Origin of the sequence: Demequina sp., assembly GCF_049841215.1 — a bacterium.
Taxonomy (GTDB): Bacteria; Actinomycetota; Actinomycetes; order Actinomycetales; family Demequinaceae; genus Demequina.
This window is the reverse complement of sequence record NZ_JASGEO010000002.1, coordinates 1-20086: the sequence shown is the minus strand read 5'-3', so window position 1 is coordinate 20086 and position 20086 is coordinate 1. Positions and strand designations below refer to the sequence as shown.

Sequence of the window (20086 nt, the reverse complement as noted above, 5' to 3'; positions counted from 1 at the left end):
ACACCCTTGGAGGACCCTCATGCGCCGCCGTGCCTTAGCGCTAGTCGCCGCGGTTGCGCTCACCCTGGCGGGGTGTTCTGAGGCCGGAAACGAGGCCACGAGCGGCGGTCCTGCCGCCGCGAGCATCGACGATATCGAGATCGGCACGTCCGACGCCCTCGCGCCCAGCATCACACTGCCGGAAGGTGAAACCTTCACCGAGCCGCAGGGAACGGTGATCTGGGATGGAGAGGGCGCGGCCCTCGTCGACAACCAGCCGCTGCTGCTCGACGTGTACGGGGTCTCGCTTGCAGACGGCAGCGAGCTCATCAACACCTTCGACGGCCTGCCGCGATCCTTCGTGCTCGCGCGCGAGGTGCTCGGCGACGACCTCTATGACCTGCTCATCGACTCCAACGTGGGCACCCGCGTGCTGGCGGTGGCTCCCGCAACCGAAGATAACGGCGAACTGACGCCGCAGACGCCCACCAAGGGTCAGCCGAGCGTCCCCAACGTCGCGATGGTCGTGGATGTGCTGTCCGATCGCGCCGTAGGCGCCGAAATGCCGCAGCGCGACGACCTGCCAACGGTGGCGGTCAACGAGGACACGGGTGAGCCTACGGTCACGATTCCGGAGAAGCTCGACGCGCCCACAACGGTGCAGTCAGAGACGACCATTCTTGGCGACGGTCCGCAGATCTCCGAGGGCGCCTACTTGCTGCTCAACTACAAGGCGGTGCGCTGGAAGAACGGCACGGAGTTTGCCTCGTCGTGGCCAACGGACACGGCGCCGTTCTCCACTCAGATCGGCACGGGTCAGCTCGTTCCCGCCCTTGACGACGCGCTATTGGATCAGACGGTGGGTTCGCAGGTTCTCGTGGTTGCGCCTCCCGCGTACGGGTACCCGGACGAGGGCACCCTCGTGTTCGTCGTCGACATCCTCGACATCTGGACGCCGGTGGAGTGATGGGCGTTGCTATCAGGGTGATCCCCTGCCTCGATGTAGACGCGGGCCGTGTGGTCAAGGGCGTCAACTTTGCCAACCTCCGCGATGCCGGCGATCCCGTGGAACTTGCCGCGCGCTACGGAACGGAAGGCGCGGACGAGGTGACGTTCCTCGATGTCTCAGCCTCGGCGTCGGGCCGTGACACCATGCTGGACGTGGTGAGCCGCACCGCCGAGCAGGTCTTTGTGCCGCTCACCGTTGGTGGGGGCGTGCGCTCCGCTGATGACGTAGACCGGCTGTTGCGCGCGGGTGCCGACAAGGTGTCGGTGAACACCGCGGCGATCGCACGGCCGGAGCTGCTCGCGGAGATTTCGCAACGCTTTGGCAACCAGGTGCTGGTGCTGTCCGTCGATGCCCGACGCTGTGCGGGCGGAGTGGAGACGGCCAGTGGGTATGAGGTCACCACCCATGGCGGGCGTCGCGGCACAGGGATCGATGCGATCGAGTGGGCGCGGCGCGGCGAAGAACTTGGGGCAGGGGAGATCCTGCTCAACTCGATGGACGCCGACGGAACTACCGGCGGTTTTGACGTGACGATGATCAAGGAGGTGCGCGACGTGGTGAAGGTTCCACTGATTGCGTCTGGCGGTGCCGGGCGGGTGGAGGACTTTGTTGCGGCTGCGCACGCGGGTGCCGATGCGGTGCTTGCCGCGAGCGTGTTCCACTTTGGCACCCTCACCATCGCGGAGGTCAAGGAGCACATGCGTGCTGCCGGAATCGATGTGCGATGAGCCGCGAATCCAGCGCCGCTGACTACGAGCTCTCCGGCAGCTTCTTGCACAAGGCGTGGCAGCTGCTGCGTCACGCCCTTCGTACGGAGCCGTTGCGCTTTGGGCTCGCGATCAGCTTCTCGGCGATCTTCTCCATCGTCACCGTGGTGTTCGGCCGCTTGCTGGGAAAGATCACCGACGAGGTGGTCATTCCAGGCGTTGGCGGCGAGCCGATCCAGGGCGTCTGGGGTGAGTACACGCAGGACCCCCAAACGGCGATCTTCCTTGCTGGCAGCGTGTTCCTTTTCATCGGCATCCTCAACGCGCTGCTCGTGTACTTGCGGCGCGCGTTCCAGGGCAATGCGGTTGCGGGCGTTGGAGCGCGCCACCGTCGCGTCGTTGCCGACGCTCTCGCGTCGCTGCCGCTTGGCTGGCACCGTGCCAACCAGCCGGGTCGCATGCTGTCCGCGATGTCGTCGGACTCCGAGACCGCAACGAACACGCTTCACCCGTTCGCGTTTGCTGCGGGTTCGGTGGTGATGATGTTCGCGGCGGGGTACGCGCTGTTCGCGATGGACCCGTGGCTTGCGATCACCGCGCTCGCCGTCATCCCCGTGATCCTCCTCATCAACTACGCGTACGAGCGCGTCATCACTCCCCGCTGGGACCTTGGCCAGAGCCTGCGCTCAGAAGTCTCCACGATCGCCCACGAGAGCTTCGAGGGCGGCACCGTGGTTAAGGCGCTTGGTGCCGAGCAGATCGAGCAAGAGCGTTTCACTGCTGTGGCGCGCGGCCTGCGGGACGCCGACACGCGCACGGGCCGCACCTCAGCCTGGTTTGAGCCAATGATGGATGTGATGGTGCCGCTCGGCTCTGTTGCGCTCATGGTGGTTGGCGCGTACCGCGCGCAGGCCGGTGCGGTGACGATCGGTGACGTGGTCTCTGCTGTGTACCTCGTGACTTTGCTCTCGGTCCCCATCAGGGGCCTTGGCTGGGTGCTCGGCCAGATGCCGTCGGCGCTCGTGGCGTTCCGCCGCGTTGGCGAGATCGCGCAAGCGGCCACCGAGGTGGACGAGCCCGGCCACGTCGCGGTCTCTCGCGACGGCGCGGGAACCATGACCTTCGATGGCACAGACATCGGCGCGGACGACGGCGAGGGCAACCTCGCGGTCATCCTTCACGATGTCTCGCTGCACTTGGAGCCGGGCACGGTGACGGCACTCGTTGGTGCCACTGGCTCGGGCAAGTCCACCGTGGCGCTCGCGGCATCGCGCCTTGCGCGGCCCGTGACGGGTGAGATCACGCTCGATGACGTGGACCTGTCCACGATCTCAGAATTGGGCTCGCACGTGGCGCTCGCGCCGCAGACGGCATTCGTGTTTGCGGGAACTGTGCGCGACAACGTCACCCTTGGCGAAGAGTTCTCCGATGACCAGATCTGGGATTCGCTGCGCCGCGCCAATGTCACGGACGTCATCGAACGTGTTGGCGGGCTCGACGCGGAACTTCACGAGCGCGGCATGAACCTCTCCGGCGGTCAGCGCCAGCGCCTCGCTCTCGCGCGCGCCCTTGTGCGTGAGCCGCGCGTGCTCGTGCTCGACGACGCGACGAGCGCCGTTGACCCGCGCGTCGAGCGCGAAATTCTCACGGGGCTCAGCAAGGACGGGCATGGCCCAACGGTGCTGATCATTGCGTATCGGCTCGCGTCCATCCTGCTCGCGGACCACGTGGTCCACGTCGACAGGGGCCGCGTGATCGACGCGGGCAAGCACGCGGACCTTCTCAAGCGGGACCCGGGCTATCGCGAGCTCGTGCTCGCGTACGAAGAAGACACCAAACGTCAGGCACAAGAGGAAGCGGGGTACATCGGATGAGCGATCAGCCTCGTCTCAAGGACACCCTGCGCCGCGGCTTCGAGGTGAGCCCAGAGTTCCGCAAGGGACTTGGGGTCACGCTCGCGCTCGCCGCGGTGGCGGCGGCCGGCCAGGCGGCGGTGCCGTTCCTCACGCAGCGCATTACCGACAAGGGCTTGCTGGCCCCCGGTGGCATCGACACCGGCGTGGTGGTGCAGTACGCGCTCGCTGGTGTGGTGGTGCTGCTCATCTCCGCAACGGTCGCGTGGCGCGTGCGGTCGCGCATGGTGGGCGCCGCGGAGGCCGGTCTCGCGACGCTTCGTGTGGACGCGTTCGGCAAGGTTCACGAGCTCTCCGTCCTCACCCAGAACGAAGAGGCGCGTGGGCGCTACGTCTCTCGCGTCACCGGTGACGTCGACACGATGCGTGACCTCATGCAGTGGACGGGCGCTGCGATGCTCATCGCCGCACTTGAGTCCGCGATCGTCTTCGTGGTGATGGTTGCCTACTCGTGGAAGCTCGCTCTGCTTGTGCTGATCGCGTTCATCCCCGCGGTGATGTCTTTGCTGTGGGTGCAGCCGCGCGTGCGCAAGGCGTACCAGCGGGTTCGCACGATGATGGCTGACCTGCTTGCCGCAACCTCTGAGCAGCTCGTTGGTATCGCCACGATTCGCTCGTACGGCGTGCAGCAGCGCATGCGAGGCCGCCTTGGCGAGCAGATCGATCACATTCTCAAGGCGGACAGGCACGCCTCGATGCTCTCGGCAGCCAACAGCTCGTCGGGGGTGCTCGCGCAATCGATCGCCACGGGCCTCGCGCTCATCGGTGGAACGGCGCTCGCGCTCAACGGCGAGATGTCCATCGGTACGGTCGTGGCGTTCCCGTTCCTCGTCTACACCTTCTCCGGCCCGCTCATGTGGATCATCGAGATGCTCGCTGAGTTGCAGCGTGCGATGGTCGGGTGGCGCCGCGTGCTCGAACTCGTCGACTCCGAGGTCACCATCGCAGATCCCGGCGCGGACGGTACCCCCATCCCGCACGGCCACGGCGAGCTGTCGATCGAAGGCGTGCGCCTCACCTACCCAGGCGGTCCCGAGGTGCTCAAGGGCATCGACCTAACGGTGCCGTCGGGGAAGCGCATCGCCCTTGTGGGCCAGACGGGTTCGGGAAAGACCACGCTTGCGCGCCTCATGTCGCGCTTCATCGACCCCAACGAGGGCGTCATCCGCGTTGGTGGCGTTGACCTCAAGGACGTGCCGATGTCGTCGCTGCGCCGCTCGGTAGCGGTGGTGCCCCAGGAGGGCTTCCTCTTCGACGGCACCATTCGCACCAACCTCGCGTACGCACTGCCCGACGCTGCGGAAGAGGACCTCTCTCGCCGCGCCTTGGCCGCGTTTGAGTCGCTCGGGCTCGAGTCGTGGGTGGCGACCCTGCCCGACGGCCTCGACACCCATGTTGGCCCCCGCGGCGAGCTGCTGAGTGCGGGGGAGCGGCAACTGGTCTCGATCGCGCGGGCGTACTTGCGCGACCCCGACCTCCTCATCCTCGACGAGGCAACCAGTGCGGTTGACCCCGCCACCGAGGTGCGCATTTCGAGGGCACTCGAGGGGCTCATGCAAGGACGCACCGCAGTCGTGATCGCTCACCGCCTCTCGACGGCGGAGCGCGCCGACCTGATTGGCGTCATGGAGCAGGGTGAACTCGTCGAGGTTGGGCCGCACAAGGAGCTCGTGAACAACGGCGGAATCTACGCAGACCTGTACGCCGCGTGGGTGAGCCAGACCCGCGACTGACACCAGCGTCGGGCCGCGAGGCTTGGGCGTGGAAAGATAATCGCCATGCTCGCCCAAGACATCGCAGCCAAGCTCAAGCGCAACGCCGATGGCCTCGTCGTGGCCGTGGCCCAGCAGCATGACACCGGCGAGGTGCTGATGGTGGCGTGGATGAACGATGACGCGCTTGAGCAGACCCTTACGTCTGGGCGCGCGGTGTACTGGAGCCGCTCCCGCCAAGAGCTGTGGCGCAAGGGTGACACGTCAGGAAATGCCCAACGGGTGGTGTCCGTGAGCCTCGATTGCGACGGTGACGCTCTGCTGCTCAAGGTGGACCAGACGGGCCCCGCGTGCCATACGGGCACTCGCACGTGCTTCGAGGCCGGCGGCGACCTTGGCGCGGTGCGGGGAGAGATCCAGTGACCGCGGTGACGGTGGAGTGGGGCCAGACGTGGCCCTCGCGCGAGGAGTTCGTGGGGATCGGCGCGTCGCGGCGCGTGGTGCCCGTTGTGCGGCGCGTGCTCGCCGACTCTCTCACCCCTGTTGCCGTCTATCGCGCCCTCGCGGGAGGTAGGCCAGGGACATTCATTCTGGAGTCCGCAGAGCCCGACGGCTCGCGATCGCGGTGGTCCTTTGTTGGCGTGCGATCGAGCGCCACGTTGACCGTTGACGGGGACGATGCGCAGTGGGCGGGAGAGGTTCCCGTTGGGCTCGCCGACGGCGCCCCGCTCGACGCGATCCGGCGTGTACTCGCGGAGCTCCGCTCCGAGCCCATCGAGGGCCTCCCGCCGCTCACGGGCGGCATGGTCGGCGTCATCGGCTGGGACATCATTCGCCAATGGGAGCCCACGCTTCCCAAGAAGGCTCCCAAAGACATCGATGTGCCCGACGCTGTGCTCGCCTTGGCAACGGACGTTGCGGCCATCGATCATCACGACGGCAGCGTGTGGCTCATCGCGAACGCGGTGAACGCCGACGCACAGGCGACGGGAATCGACGCCGCGTATGACGATGCGGTGGCGCGCGTCGACGCGATGGAACTTGCGCTCGCGTCCGCGGACGCGGGAGCCGTCTCCGTTCTCACAGAGGGCGAGGACGTTCCCGTTCACCCACGCAGTGCGGAGGGGGAGTTCGAGGAGGCCGTCGCGTTTGCCAAGGAGGCAATTCGCGACGGCGAGGTCTTCCAGATGGTGCCTTCACAGCGCTTCGATGTTCCGTTCCAGGGCGACCCTCTCGACGTCTACCGGGTGGCTCGCACGATCAACCCGAGCCCGTACATGTATTACTTCCAGATTGAAGATCGCGAGGGCCGCGAGTTTGCGATTGTTGGGGCCAGCCCAGAGTCTCTCGTCGCGCTTCAGCAAGGCCAGATGCGCACGTATCCGATTGCTGGCTCGAGGCCACGAGGCGCGTCCGCTGAAGAGGACAAAGCTCTTGCTGCGGAACTCATCGAAGATCCCAAAGAGATCGCCGAGCACATCATGCTCGTGGACCTCGCCCGCAATGACCTCGTCAAGGTGTGCGAGCCCACGTCCGTCGAGGTCACGGAGTTCATGGCGGTCAACCGTTATAGCCACATCATGCACATCTGCTCCACGGTCGTGGGGCGCATCGAGCCGCAGTTCACGGCCGTCGACGCGTTCACGGCGACGTTCCCCGCGGGAACGCTCTCTGGCGCGCCTAAGGCCCGCGCGATTGCCCTCATCGACGAGATCGAGCCGGTGCGGCGCGCGTTCTACGGCGGTGCGGCCGGATACTTCGACTTCGCGGGCAACATGGACTTTGCGATCACGATTCGCACGGCGCTCATTCGCGAGGGAGTTGCCCACATCCAGTCCGGCGCGGGCATCGTCGCCGACAGCGTTGCCGAGCGCGAGGCTCAAGAGACGCGCGACAAGGCGGCCGCAATGGTGCGCGCGGTGCGTGTTGCCTCCCGCCTCGAGCGCGTCGCCGCACGCTAGAATCGCCGCAGGCACTTACCCCAACCACGCCCAAGGAGTCCCCATGTCAAGCGTTCACCTGGAGCCGCAGGACCTCCCAGACGCGGCCGCGCCCAACCACGGCATGACGCTTGCTGCGTGGGTGCTGAACTCCGGAATCGTGATCGCGTTCCTCGTGGGCGGCATCGGCATGATGGTTGGCGCCATGTGGGCCATCTGGGTTGGCATCGCCATTGCGGTGCTTTCTTTGGCCGCAGGGGCCACACTGCGCGCGCTTGGCCACGGCCAGCCGCTAAGGTAACCCCACCGGCACCGTCCCGGGTGTCGGCTTCGAAAGGGGACTCCTCAATGTCAGAAGTAACTCCTCCGCCGCCCCCGCCGCCAGGTGTGCCGCCGGTTCCGCCGCCGCCGCCAGGTGCGTACGGGCCGCAGGGAAACACCAGCAAGAACAGCCTCGGTGTGTGGGCTCTTGTGCTGGGAATCGTCTCGATCCTGTGCTGTGGCCTGCTCGCCGGTATCCCGGCCATCATCCTCGGCAACAACTCCAAGAAGGCTGCCGCCGCTGGCCTTGCCACCAACGGCAACCTCGGCAACGTCGGCTTCATCCTCGGCATCATCGGTACCGTGCTCGGCACGATCGGCATGATCTGGGGCTTCTCGAGTGGCGCGTACACGGCGTCGTTCAGCAGCTGAGTTGACCGCGAGCGCGACCGCTTCCGCGACCACCTCCACCCGCTGGGTGGGGCCGGTCGCTTCGGCGGTCGCGCTCGCGTCAGCTACCGCGTACACGTATGTGCGCAACCCTTTTGAGACGGGGGCCTTCCCCGTCTGCCTGCTCTACGCCGGCACCGGCATCTATTGCCCCGGGTGCGGCGGCCTTCGCGCCGTGCACCAACTCCTCCACGGCGACGTGGCAGGGGCTCTCTCGCTCAACGCCCTCGCCATTGTGGTGATCATCCCCGTGACGCTCGTAGCGCTCGTGTGGTGGGGCGGCAACACCGTGGGCCTCAATTGGCGGGCCCCGCGCTTTCACCCAGCTGTGTACTGGGCGCTCGTTGGCCTTGTGGCTGGCTTTTGGCTTCTGCGCAATATTGGGCCCTTCGCCACTTACCTCGCCCCCTGAGCGCGGTTACCTGCGGTCGGGAGGGTCGCCAGGCGGCGCTACGATGGGGCCATGGCAGAGGTGGGGATCAGCGTGCTCGACACGATCGTTGCGGGAGTCCGCGAGGACTTGGCGCGTCGCGAGCAGTTGACATCTATGGAAGCGCTCAAGGAGCGCGCGTCTCGCCTGCCCAGCGCCATTGACGCTCGCCAGATCCTTGCTCGCGACGAAGTTGCCGTCATCGCAGAGGTGAAGCGCTCCAGCCCGTCGAAGGGCGAGCTCGCCGAGATTGCCGACCCCGCCTCGCTGGCCACCGAGTACGAAGCCGGTGGAGCATCGGTCATTTCTGTGCTTACCGAGGAGCGCCGCTTTGAGGGCTCACTGAGCGACCTCGATGCCGTGCGCGCCAAGGTGGATATCCCAATCCTCCGCAAGGACTTCATCGTCACGCCGTATCAGGTGTGGGAGGCGCGGGCGCACGGTGCTGACATGGTGCTGCTCATCGTCGCGGCACTCAAGCAGATGGCTCTCGAGAGCCTCGTCGAGAGGGTGCATTCCCTTGGAATGTGCGCCCTCGTGGAGGTTCACGACACCGAAGAGGCGCTGCGCGCGGCCGACGCTGGCGCCCGCGTCATCGGCGTGAACGCGCGCAACCTCAAGACGCTTGAGGTGGACCGTCACACGTTCCAGCGCGTGGCGCCCACCATTCCGGACGGCATCCTCCGCGTGGCAGAGTCAGGCATTCGCGACAGTCACGACGTCGTCGAGTACGCCCGCATGGGCGCCGACGCCGTGCTCGTTGGTGAGGCGCTCGTCAAGGATGACAACCCGCGACAGGCCGTTGCCGAGATGGTCGCCGCCGGCGCCCACCCCGCGTTGCGTTCGGTGCGTCCGTGACGGACTCGCTCCAGGCGGCCCCAGGGCCGTTCTTCGGAGATTTTGGCGGCCGATTTGTCCCTGAGGCGCTCATCGCGGCCCTCGATGAACTGACGGATGCCTACGAGAAGGCCCGCATCGACCCCAGTTTCCAGGCGGAGCTCGATCGCCTCGCTCGTGACTACACCGGCCGCCCGTCGATCGTCACCGAGGTGCCGCGATTCGCTCGCCACGCTGGCGGGGCGCGCATCCTGCTCAAGCGTGAGGACTTGAATCACACCGGTTCCCACAAGATCAACAACGTCCTTGGCCAAGCGCTTCTCACCAAGCGGGTGGGCAAGCAGCGGGTCATCGCGGAGACGGGAGCGGGACAGCACGGTGTCGCTACCGCCACCGCCGCCGCCCTGATGGATCTCGAGTGCGTGATCTACATGGGTGAAGAGGACACGCAGCGCCAAGCCCTCAACGTGGCGCGGATGCGCCTGCTGGGCGCCGAGGTCATTCCCGTGACGTCCGGATCGCGCACCCTCAAAGACGCGATCAACGAGGCATTCCGCGACTGGGTGGCCAACGTCGACACCACCAACTACATCTTCGGTACCGCTGCCGGCCCGCACCCTTTCCCCGCGATGGTGCGCGATTTTCAGCGCGTCATTGGGGTCGAGGCTCGCGAGCAGACGCTCGCTCTGGGCGGCCTGCCCGACGCTGTGGTTGCGTGCGTCGGTGGCGGCTCCAATGCGATTGGCATCTTCGACGCCTTCCTTGACGACGACGGCGTGCGGCTCATCGGCTGTGAGGCCGCTGGCGACGGCGTGGAGACTGGCAGGCACGCGGCGACGATCACGGGCGGGCGCCCGGGCGTGCTGCACGGCTCGCGGTCCTACATCCTGCAGAACGAGGACGGACAGATCACCGAGTCCCACTCGATCAGCGCGGGCCTTGACTACCCTGGCGTTGGCCCGGAACACTCGTGGCTCGCGGCGATCGGCCGCGCCGAGTACTGGCCGGTGACGGACGCCGAGGCGATGGAGGCGTTCTCGGTGCTGAGCCGTACGGAAGGCATCCTGCCTGCTATCGAGTCCGCGCACGCGCTCGCTGGCGCCATCAAGCTGGGCAAGGAGTTGGGCCCGGACGCGACCATCCTGGTGAGCCTCTCCGGTCGCGGAGACAAGGACGTGGAGCAGGCCGCGCGCTGGTTTGGGCTCTTGGACGGTGACGCGTGAAGAGCATGATCGAGGCGATCGACGCCGCCACGGCCCAGAATCGTGCCGCACTCATTGGGTACCTACCCGTTGGCTACCCGTCGGTGGACGCCTCGTGCCGCGCGATCGCCGCGATGGTCGAGGCGGGCGTGGATGGCGTGGAGGTGGGGCTCCCGTACTCGGACCCGAGCATGGACGGGCCCACCGTGCAGGCCGCCGCGGAGGCCGCGCTGCAGCGTGGTGTGCGCGTGAAGGATGTGTTCGCGGGTGTCCGTGCGGCGGTCGAGGCCGGGGCACCTGCGGTAGTGATGTCCTACTACAACCCAATCCTGCAGTACGGAATCGACCGTTTCGCCGCGGAGCTCGCAGAGGCTGGGGGAGCGGGAGTGATCCTCCCCGACCTCACCCCAGACAATGCCGATGAGTGGCTCGCGGCCGCGACGGCGCATGGGCTCGAGACCACCTTCCTCGTGGCCCCTAGCTCCACTCAAGAGCGCATCCACTACACGGTGGCCGCCACAACGGGATTCTTGTACGCCACGGCCGTCATGGGTGTCACGGGGGAGCGCGCGCAGATCGGCACCCAAGCGGAGCGGCTGGTGCGCGACTCGCGGGCCAGTGGCGCTACCCATGTCTGCGTTGGCATCGGTGTGACCACCGGCGAGCACGCGGCAACGGTTGGTGCCTACGCCGACGGCGTCATCGTTGGCTCCGCACTTGTGCGGACGTTGCTCGACCACGAGAACGAAGACGTCGCTCTCGCCGCCCTGCGCGCGAAGGTGAGCGAACTCGCCCAAGGCGTGAGGAGCGCAAGGTGACCCACACGTTCATCCCGGCCCCGCCGTCGGGCCTGCAGAGCTTTTCGCTTGGGCCGCTCACCATCCACATGTACGCCCTGTGCATCCTCGCGGGCATCTTCTTCGCCATTTGGTACACCACCAAGCGCTGGGTGGAGCGGGGCGGCAATGCCGACGTCGTGGGATCGGTGGCGTTCTGGGCCGTGCCGTTTGGCATCGTCGGCGGGCGGATCTACCACCTCATCACCTCTCCGCAAGCGTATTTTGGCGAGGGCGGAGATCCATGGGCGGCGTTCGCTATCTGGAACGGTGGCCTCGGCATTTGGGGAGCCGTAGCGCTGGGAGCTCTTGGTGCGTGGATTGGGTGTAAGCGCCACGGCGTGAGCTTCGTGACCTTCATGGACGCGGCCGCGCCTGCTGTGCTCGTGGCGCAGGCGATTGGGCGGTTGGGCAACTACTTCAACCAAGAGCTCTTCGGTGGGCCAACTGAGCTGCCGTGGGGACTTGTCGTTGACCCGCAGTACCGCCCCGATGGGTACGAGGCGTACACCACGTTCCACCCCACGTTCCTCTACGAACTGGTGTGGAACCTCGTGGGCGCCGCGCTCATCGTCTACCTCGACAAGCGACTCGATCTTCGCGGCGGGAGGGTGTTCTGGCTGTACGTCATGGTCTACACGTCCGGACGCCTATGGATCGAGATGGTGCGCATCGACGACGCCAACCACATTGGCATCTTCCGCGTGAACACGCTTGTGTCGTTGGTGGTACTGGTGGCGTCGACTATCATCTTCTTCTGGCTGGGGGCACGGCAGCGGCGGCTGTCCGTGCATGTGCCACGCAACGAACTTGCGGCGGCCCCGGCCAACGGAGGTGACCCCTCCACAGACGACGCCGGTGGTGATCCCTCCGAGTCCAGCGCAGACGCCCCCGCACGGGACGGCGCAGACGGGTAATTCCTGTCGCCAGGACCTTTGGGGATTCTTGTCCCGGAACGCCAGGCGGTACGCTGGGTACCCGTGTGAACGACGGGTCGACGGCGCCCCGAAACCTCGAACTGCCGTTGGCGCGCGCCCGCGGCGAAGAAGGACGGTGTAATGGCCGCGGAGCTTCGCGATCACCTCAACGCAGGTGGCCTCTATAACCCCGCGTACGAGCATGACTCGTGCGGCGTGGCGTTTGTGGCTACCTTGCGCGGTTCCGCGGGGCGCGACATCGTCGACGCTGGCCTGACGGCGCTCAAGAACCTCGAACACCGCGGCGCGGTTGGCGCCGAGACGGAGACCGGCGACGGCGCTGGCATCCTGACCCAGGTTCCCGACGCGTTCTTGCGATCCGTCGTCGACTTCGAGCTTCCCGCAGCGGGCGCTTACGCCGTTGGTATCGCGTTCCTCGAAGTAGGCCGCGAGGCGGAGCAGGTGGCGATCTTTGAAGGAGCGGCCGCGTCGGAGGGCGTCACGGTCCTTGGGTGGCGCGATGTTCCGGTGAATCCGGAGCCGCTTGGGCCGTCGGCCCGTGCCGCCATGCCAACGTTCCGCCAGGTATTCGTCTCCGCAGGCGACGCCACGGGAATCGCGCTAGACCGCCGCGTGTATCGCGTGCGCAAGCGCTCCGAGAACGCAGGTGGCCCGTTCTTTGCCTCCTTGTCTGCGCGTACCCTGAGCTACAAGGGCATGCTCACCACGTACCAGTTGGACGAGGTGTTCCTCGACCTCCAGGACGAGCTCTTTGCGTCCGAGCTGGCCCTTGTGCACTCGCGCTTCTCCACGAACACGTTCCCGTCGTGGCCGCTCGCGCAGCCCTTGCGCCTCATCGCGCACAACGGCGAGATCAACACCGTGCGCGGCAACCGCAACTGGATGGCCGCTCGCGAGGGCACGCTGCGCTCCGAGTTGCTTGGCGCCCTGCCGGAACTCATGCCCGTGTGCACGCCCTCCGCATCCGACACCGCGTCGTTCGACGAGGTACTCGAGTTGCTGCACTTGGGTGGCCGCTCTCTTCCGCACGCGATCCTCATGATGATTCCTGAGGCGTGGCAGAAGAACGACGAGATGGACCCGGCACGGCGAGCGTTCTACGAGTACCACGGCAGCCTCATGGAGCCGTGGGACGGTCCCGCGTCGCTGACCTTCACCGACGGCACCGTCATCGGTTCCGTGCTCGACCGCAATGGCCTGCGCCCTGGCCGCTTCTGGGTGACCCAGGACGGCCTTGTAGTGCTCGGTTCCGAGGCCGGCGTGCTCGACATCGACCCGGCCACCGTGGTGCGCAAGGGGCGGCTCCAGCCCGGACGCATGCTGCTCGTGGACACCGCGGCAGGCCGCATCATCGAGGACGAAGAGATCAAGACGCGCCTCGCCGCGGAGAACCCGTACGCGCAGTGGGTGGCGGAGCACACCGTTCGCCTCGCCGAACTCCCGGACCGCGAGCACATCGTGCACTCCTCGCACTCCGTCAACCGCCGCCAGCGCACCTTCGGATACACGGAGGAAGAGCTCAAGGTGCTGCTCGCCCCCATGGCCAAGACGGGTGCGGAACCGCTTGGCGCGATGGGATCCGACACTCCCGTTGCGGTGCTGTCGGCACGGCCACGGCTGCTTTTTGACTACTTCACCCAGATGTTCGCGCAAGTGACCAACCCGCCGCTCGACGCCATCCGCGAAGAGCTTGTCACGTCCATCGCGGGCGCGATTGGCCCGGAGCCTAATCTGCTGGAATCTGACCCCACCCACGCGCGCAAGCTCGTGCTCGACTTTCCGGTTATCGACAACGACGAACTCGCGAAGATCATCCACGTTGACGCGGACCCGCGACTCAAGGGCATCTTCTCCTCGCGCACCATCAAGGGCCGCTACCGCGTCCACGAGGGCGGTGCGGGGCTCGAGCGCAGGCTCACCGAGATTTTCCGCGAGGTGGACGCCGCGATCGAGGAGGGCGTCAGCTTCCTCATCCTTTCCGACCGCGACTCGGATCAAGAGCACGCTCCCATTCCGTCGCTGCTCATGCTGAGTTCCGTGCACCACCACCTGGTGCGCAACCACTCTCGCACCAAGGTCTCCTTGGTGGTTGAGGCAGGCGACGTGCGCGAGGTGCACCACATCTCGCTGCTGATTGGCTACGGCGCGGCTGCGGTGAACCCGTATCTCGCGATGGAGACCGTTGAGGTGCTCGCGAAGACGGGCTACTTGGGGGACACTTCGCCTGAGAAGGCCGTCAAGAACCTCATCAAGGCGCTCGGCAAGGGCATGCTCAAGGTCATGTCCAAGATGGGCATCTCCACGATCGCCTCGTACCGTGGGGCGCAGGTGTTCGAGGCGATCGGCCTCAACCGCAAGATGGTCGACAAGCACTTCGCTGGCACACCGAGCCAGGTGGACGGCGTTGGGCTCGACGTCATTGCCGAGGAGGTGGCCGCGCGCCACCGCGAGGCGTACCCGCTGAGCGGAGAGCGTCCGCCACACCAGCGCCTCGCCACCGGTGGTGAGTACCAGTGGCGCCGCGACGGCGAACTTCACCTGTTCAACCCCGAGACGGTCTTCAAACTGCAGCACGCAACGCGAACCCGGCAGTTCGAGGTCTTCAAGGAGTACACCGACCTCATCGACGACCAGGCCCGCAGCCTCATGACGCTACGCGGACTCCTCGAGTTCAACTCCGAGCGCAGGCCCGTACCCATCGAGGAAGTGGAGCACGTCCGCGATATCGTCAAGCGGTTCTCCACGGGTGCGATGTCATACGGCTCCATCTCTCAGGAGGCGCACGAAACCCTCGCGATTGCGATGAACCGGCTTGGGGCCAAGTCCAACACGGGCGAGGGCGGTGAGGCGCCAGAGCGCCTCCACGACCCCGAGCGTCGCAGCGCCATCAAGCAGGTCGCTTCCGGTCGCTTTGGCGTGACGAGCGAGTACCTGGTGAACGCCGACGATCTGCAGATCAAGCTTGCACAGGGCGCTAAGCCAGGCGAAGGTGGACAGCTCCCTGGCGCCAAGGTCTACCCGTGGGTGGCCGCCACGCGTCACTCCACGCCCGGCGTTGGGCTGATCTCACCGCCTCCTCACCACGACATCTACTCGATCGAGGACCTCAAGCAGCTCATCCACGACCTCAAGAACGCCAACCCCGAGGCACGCATCCACACCAAGCTCGTCTCCGAGGTGGGCATTGGCACCATCGCCGCGGGCGTGGTCAAGTGCAAGTCCGACGTTGTGCTGGTCTCCGGCCACGATGGCGGCACGGGCGCCTCGCCGCTGAACTCGCTCAAGCACGCGGGCGCCCCGTGGGAGATCGGCCTCGCCGACACCCAGCAGACGCTGATCGCGAACGGACTTCGCGATCGTGTGGTGGTGCAGGTTGACGGCCAGCTCAAGACGGGCCGCGACGTGGTGATTGCGGCGCTGCTCGGCGCGGAGGAGTTTGGCTTCGCCACGGCTCCGCTCGTCGTCAGCGGGTGCATCATGATGCGCGTGTGCCACTTGGACACGTGCCCTGTCGGTGTCGCTACTCAGAACCCAGAGTTGCGCAGCCGTTTCAGCGGCAAGCCCGAGTTTGTGGAGACGTTCTTCCTTTTCCTCGCACAACAGGTTCGCGAGCTGCTGGCCCAGCTTGGCTTCCGCTCCATCGAAGAGGCTGTTGGGCATGTTGAGGTGCTGCGCACGCGCAAGGCGATCGCGCACTGGAAGGCACAAGGCCTTGACCTCGCGCCCGTGCTCGCGACCCCCGCACCGGGCTCCGCACTTCGCAACGCCACCACGCAAGACCACGGCCTCGACGACGCGCTCGACAACGAGCTGATCGCCGCCGCGGCGGAAGCGCTCGAGGATGGCAACCCTGTCGTGATCGAGACCGCGGTACGCAACGTGAACCGCACCGTCGGAACCATGCTCGGCTACGAGGTCACCAAGCGCTATCAAGGCGCTGGCCTCGCCGATGACACGATCACGGTGAACCTCACCGGAACGGCCGGCCAATCGTTCGGTGCGTTCCTGCCCAAGGGCGTCACGCTGCGTCTCTATGGCGACGTCAACGACTACGCGGGCAAGGGCCTCAGCGGCGGTCGTGTGATCGTTCGTCCGGACCGTGCGGCAATGCTCGACGACTCGCAAGACGTCATCGCGGGCAACGTCATTGCGTACGGCGCCACGAGCGGCGAACTGTTCTTGCGCGGCCAAGTGGGAGAGCGGTTCTGCGTCCGCAACTCCGGCGCCACCGCAGTGGTCGAGGGAGTCGGTGACCACGCGCTCGAATACATGACAGGTGGCACGGCCGTGATCCTGGGCCGTACCGGCCGCAACATCGGCGCGGGCATGTCAGGTGGCACGGCGTACGTGCTTGACCTTCGCGAAACGAGGGTAAACGCCGATGCTGTCGCGAGCGGTGAACTCACTCTTGGACCGCTCGACCCCGAGGACGACGTCATCGTGCGCTCGCTCATAGAGCGCCACCATGCCGAAACCGCGTCCCCGATGGCACGGGACCTGCTCGCGGACTGGCCCGCAGCGTCGGCCCGTTTCACGAGGCTGCTTCCCGCTCAATATGCGCGTGTGCGCGAGGCGCTCGCCGAGCTTGAAGAGACCGGTGGCGACCTCTCTGCCCCAGGTGCCTGGGCCGAATTCTTGGAGGTGACTGGTGGCTGATCCCCGCGGCTTCCTGACGACTCGTGAGCGTGAACTGCCCACGAACCGCCCCGTTCCCGTGCGCCTCATGGACTGGCAGGACGTCAAGGACCACTTGTCGAAGGACGAGACGGTGCTCAAGCGTCAGGCTGGTCGCTGCATGGACTGCGGCATCCCGTTCTGCCACCAGGGCTGCCCTCTTGGCAACCTCATCCCCGAGTGGAACGACCTCACGTGGCGTGATCAGTGGGAAGACGCGATCGACCGCCTGCACGCCACAAACAACTTCCCTGAATTCACCGGCCGCATCTGCCCGGCGCCGTGCGAGACGTCGTGTGTGCTCGGCATCAACCAGCCGGCTGTCACCATCAAGAACGTCGAGGTGTCGATCATCGACAAGGCGTTTGAGAAGGGCCTTGTCACCCCCAAGATCGCGCAACGCCACACGGGAAAGACCATCGCGGTTGTTGGCTCCGGCCCCGCGGGGCTCGCGGCCGCACAGCAGCTGACAAGGGCCGGGCACACCGTCGCCGTATACGAGCGCTCGGACAAGGTGGGTGGCCTGCTGCGGTACGGCGTGCCCAGCTTCAAGATGGAGAAGCACCACATCGACCGTCGCGTGCGCCAGATGGAGGCCGAGGGCACGGTGTTCCGCACCGGTGTGGACATCGGCCGCGACATCCCATGGGATCACTTGCGTGCGCGCTACGACGCCGTGCTGGTTGCCACTGGAGCTGCCGTTCCGCGTGACCTTCCCATCCCCGGCCGGTACCTGAAGGGCATCCACTTTGCGATGCCGTACCTCACCCAGGGCAACTACGAGGCCGAGGGCACCGCGGTTCCCAACCAAATCACCGCGGAAGGCAAGCGCGTCATCATCATCGGCGGCGGCGACACGGGCTCTGACTGCCTTGGCACCGCGCTTCGCCAGGGAGCGAAGTCAGTGACCACTTTGGCGATCGGCGTGAAGCCGCCGGAGTCACGTGACGGAAAGAACCAGCCGTGGCCTACGCACCCCCTGTTGTTTGAAGTCTCCTCCTCGCACGAGGAGGGCGGAGAGCGCCAGTTCCTTGCCTCCACCGTGGAGTTCGTCGGCAACGAAGACCACCACGTCACCGCGTTGCGCATCGCGACCACAGAGGTGATGCCCAACGGCATGCGTGGTCCCGCTCCGGGCACCGAGCGCGAGATCCCCGCGGATCTCGTGCTGCTGTCCATGGGATTCACCGGCCCCGAGGGCGAACTCATCGCCCAGCAGCTAGGCGTCACGGTGACCGAACGGCAGTCCTTCGCGCGCGACGCCCGCTTCGCCACCGCCCAGGACGGCGTGTTCGTCGCGGGTGACGCCGGCCGCGGCCAGTCGCTCGTGGTGTGGGCAATCGCGGAGGGACGTGCGGCCGCAGCCGCTATCGACGAGTACTTGACCGGCGGCACCGAGCTGCCGGCCCCTATCACCGCGCGAACAGTGGCACTGCGCGCATAAGTCCTACACCTCCGTGCCATACAACGACTAAGTTGGAGAACATGCGTAACGCAAAGATTGTCTGCACCATTGGACCTGCCACCGCTTCGCTGGAGAACATGCGCAAGCTTGTCGCGGCGGGCATGGATGTGGCCCGTATCAACCGCAGCCACGGCAGCGCTGAGGAGCACGCGCAGGTGTACGCGAACGTGCGCCAGGCAGCCGAAGAGGCTGGCCGCAATGTTGCGGTACTCGTGGACCTGCAAGGCCCCAAGATCCGCCTGGAGCGCTTCGAGAACGGGCCGCACGAGCTTGCCATCGGCGATGTCTTCACGATCACCACGCGTGACGTCGTTGGCACCAAGGACATCTGTGGCACCACCTTCAAGGGCCTTCCCGGTGACTGCAAGCCCGGCGACACCCTCCTCATTGACGACGGCAAGGTGCGCCTCGAGGTCACCGAGGTCACGGAGACCGACGTTGTCACCAAGGTTGTCGTTCCTGGGCCTGTCTCCAACAACAAAGGCATCAACCTGCCCGGCGTTGCTGTGTCGGTGCCCGCACTGTCCGAGAAGGATCAGGATGACCTGCGCTGGGGCCTTGGCATCGGTGCCGACTTCATTGCGCTCTCGTTCGTGCGTTCCGCGCAGGACTACGAGGATGTCGCTCGCATCATGACCGAGGAGGGCCGCACGGTCCCCGTCATCGCCAAGGTGGAGAAGCCGCAGGCCGTTGACAACCTCGAGGAGATTGTCGACGCATTCGATGGCGTCATGGTGGCCCGCGGCGACCTCGGTGTGGAGCTGCCGCTTGAGGAGGTGCCGCTCGTTCAGAAGCGCGCCATCGAGCTGTGCCGTGCCAACGCGAAGCCCGTGATCGTCGCCACCCAGGTACTCGAGTCGATGACTCACTCGCCGGTGCCTACGCGCGCCGAGACCTCCGACTGCGCCAACGCGATCCTCGATGGCACCGACGCGGTCATGCTCTCCGGTGAGACGAGTGTTGGCGACTTCCCGTTCGTCACGGTGGAGACGATGGCTCGCATCATCAAGAACACTGAGGAGAAGGGGTTCACGCGCATCGCGCCGTTCCTCACCACTCCCAAGACGCGCGGAGGCGCCATCACGCACGCGGCCGCAGACGTCGCAGACGTTCTGGATGTCAAGTACATCGTGACGTTCACGCAGTCCGGTGACTCCGCGCTGCGCATGGCGCGCTTGCGCCCCGAGACCCCGATGCTCGCGTTCACGCCTGACCCCCACACCCAGAAGCGCCTCGCGCTGTCGTGGGGCGTCACGGCAGAGCTCGTGGACCACGTTGACTCGACGGACGACATGGTGAACCTCGTCGACTCGTACCTCAAGGATTCCGGCCGTGCGGTGGACGGCGACTACGTCGTTGTCGTCTCCGGTACCCCCGTTGGCGTTCCCGGCACCACCAACTCGTTCTTTGTGCACAAGGTGGGCCAAGTTCGCGGCTAGTTTTCGCACTCAAGGTGAGGGAGCGTCGGGCATGCCCGACGCTCCCTTGGCTTGTGCGGCCATCTCACCGTGCGCGTAGCAATGGTCACCCTGCGCGAAGCAACGGTCACCCTGCGCGAAGCAATGGTCACCCTGCGCGAAGTCGCAGGGCCGCGACAGTGCCCCGAGTGGTGTCTGATTTCAGGACATCGTTCACCCATGTCTCAAGACATCGTTCACCCCTTGACTGTGTCGCATGGGTCAACGGGTCAAGAACGAGGTCATGGTGCTCGCGGTCGTCGAGGGCGGTCTGAC

The 20086-nt window shown here is 66.2% G+C and carries 16 protein-coding genes; all 16 read left to right on the top strand.

Annotated features, from left to right (window positions below):
- Positions 1-19 precede the first annotated feature (19 nt).
- Positions 20-946 (top strand): FKBP-type peptidyl-prolyl cis-trans isomerase, encoded by a 927-nt coding sequence (locus tag QM618_RS00100; protein WP_428093022.1) that lies wholly within the window; start codon positions 20-22, stop codon positions 944-946.
- Positions 946-1716 (top strand): imidazole glycerol phosphate synthase subunit HisF, encoded by a 771-nt coding sequence (gene hisF, locus QM618_RS00095; protein ID WP_428093018.1) that lies wholly within the window; start codon positions 946-948, stop codon positions 1714-1716. Before QM618_RS00100 ends, hisF begins: the two co-directional genes overlap by 1 nt.
- Entirely contained in the window at positions 1713-3569 is a 1857-nt protein-coding gene (locus tag QM618_RS00090; RefSeq protein WP_428093014.1) for an ABC transporter ATP-binding protein, read from the top strand. Before hisF ends, QM618_RS00090 begins: the two co-directional genes overlap by 4 nt.
- Positions 3566-5341, top strand: coding sequence for an ABC transporter ATP-binding protein (locus tag QM618_RS00085; protein ID WP_428093010.1), 1776 nt, complete (start codon positions 3566-3568; stop codon positions 5339-5341). The genes QM618_RS00090 and QM618_RS00085 overlap by 4 nt, the downstream gene beginning before the upstream one ends.
- Before the next feature lie 45 nt (positions 5342-5386).
- Positions 5387-5743 (top strand): phosphoribosyl-AMP cyclohydrolase, encoded by a 357-nt coding sequence (hisI, locus tag QM618_RS00080; protein ID WP_428093007.1) that lies wholly within the window; start codon positions 5387-5389, stop codon positions 5741-5743.
- The gene (locus QM618_RS00075; RefSeq protein ID WP_428093004.1) at positions 5740-7281 is read left to right on the top strand and encodes an anthranilate synthase component I; all 1542 of its coding nucleotides are present in this window, start codon (positions 5740-5742) and stop codon (positions 7279-7281) included. Before hisI ends, QM618_RS00075 begins: the two co-directional genes overlap by 4 nt.
- A gap of 43 nt (positions 7282-7324) precedes the next feature.
- Positions 7325-7561, top strand: coding sequence for an HGxxPAAW family protein (locus QM618_RS00070; RefSeq protein ID WP_428093001.1), 237 nt, complete (start codon positions 7325-7327; stop codon positions 7559-7561).
- Positions 7562-7608: 47 nt separating this feature from the next.
- Positions 7609-7953 (top strand): hypothetical protein, encoded by a 345-nt coding sequence (locus tag QM618_RS00065; protein ID WP_428092998.1) that lies wholly within the window; start codon positions 7609-7611, stop codon positions 7951-7953.
- A 1-nt stretch (position 7954) separates the two neighbouring features.
- A complete protein-coding gene (locus QM618_RS00060; RefSeq protein WP_428092994.1) occupies positions 7955-8383 on the top strand; it encodes a DUF2752 domain-containing protein in 429 nt (142 codons plus the stop codon).
- Positions 8384-8449: 66 nt separating this feature from the next.
- A complete protein-coding gene (trpC, locus tag QM618_RS00055) occupies positions 8450-9259 on the top strand; it encodes an indole-3-glycerol phosphate synthase TrpC (RefSeq protein ID WP_428093269.1) in 810 nt (269 codons plus the stop codon).
- A complete protein-coding gene (trpB, locus tag QM618_RS00050) occupies positions 9256-10461 on the top strand; it encodes a tryptophan synthase subunit beta (RefSeq protein ID WP_428092990.1) in 1206 nt (401 codons plus the stop codon). Before trpC ends, trpB begins: the two co-directional genes overlap by 4 nt.
- Before the next feature lie 5 nt (positions 10462-10466).
- Entirely contained in the window at positions 10467-11258 is a 792-nt protein-coding gene (gene trpA, locus QM618_RS00045) for a tryptophan synthase subunit alpha (RefSeq protein WP_428093266.1), read from the top strand.
- Positions 11255-12193, top strand: a complete 939-nt coding sequence (gene lgt / locus QM618_RS00040) for a prolipoprotein diacylglyceryl transferase (RefSeq protein ID WP_428092987.1) — start codon at positions 11255-11257, stop codon at positions 12191-12193. The genes trpA and lgt overlap by 4 nt, the downstream gene beginning before the upstream one ends.
- A gap of 141 nt (positions 12194-12334) precedes the next feature.
- Positions 12335-16870 carry a glutamate synthase large subunit gene (gltB, locus tag QM618_RS00035; RefSeq protein ID WP_428092984.1) on the top strand — a complete coding sequence of 1512 codons (4536 nt, stop codon included), beginning with the start codon at positions 12335-12337 and terminating at the stop codon, positions 16868-16870.
- The gene (locus QM618_RS00030) at positions 16863-18332 is read left to right on the top strand and encodes a glutamate synthase subunit beta (RefSeq protein ID WP_428092981.1); all 1470 of its coding nucleotides are present in this window, start codon (positions 16863-16865) and stop codon (positions 18330-18332) included. Before gltB ends, QM618_RS00030 begins: the two co-directional genes overlap by 8 nt.
- Positions 18333-18373: 41 nt before the next feature.
- Positions 18374-19792: a pyruvate kinase gene (pyk, locus tag QM618_RS00025; protein ID WP_428092978.1), complete on the top strand. Its 1419-nt coding sequence runs from the start codon at positions 18374-18376 to the stop codon at positions 19790-19792.
- Positions 19793-20086 lie beyond the last annotated feature (294 nt).

Coding starts and splice junctions, on each gene's coding strand:
- QM618_RS00065 (WP_428092998.1), top strand. CDS start 7,609: ATGTCAGAAGTAACTCCTCCGCCGCCCCCGCCGCCAGGTGTGCCGCCG.
- QM618_RS00100 (WP_428093022.1), top strand. CDS start 20: ATGCGCCGCCGTGCCTTAGCGCTAGTCGCCGCGGTTGCGCTCACCCTG.
- pyk (WP_428092978.1), top strand. CDS start 18,374: ATGCGTAACGCAAAGATTGTCTGCACCATTGGACCTGCCACCGCTTCG.
- QM618_RS00085 (WP_428093010.1), top strand. CDS start 3,566: ATGAGCGATCAGCCTCGTCTCAAGGACACCCTGCGCCGCGGCTTCGAG.
- QM618_RS00090 (WP_428093014.1), top strand. CDS start 1,713: ATGAGCCGCGAATCCAGCGCCGCTGACTACGAGCTCTCCGGCAGCTTC.
- QM618_RS00070 (WP_428093001.1), top strand. CDS start 7,325: ATGTCAAGCGTTCACCTGGAGCCGCAGGACCTCCCAGACGCGGCCGCG.
- gltB (WP_428092984.1), top strand. CDS start 12,335: ATGGCCGCGGAGCTTCGCGATCACCTCAACGCAGGTGGCCTCTATAAC.
- trpA (WP_428093266.1), top strand. CDS start 10,467: ATGATCGAGGCGATCGACGCCGCCACGGCCCAGAATCGTGCCGCACTC.
- hisF (WP_428093018.1), top strand. CDS start 946: ATGGGCGTTGCTATCAGGGTGATCCCCTGCCTCGATGTAGACGCGGGC.
- hisI (WP_428093007.1), top strand. CDS start 5,387: ATGCTCGCCCAAGACATCGCAGCCAAGCTCAAGCGCAACGCCGATGGC.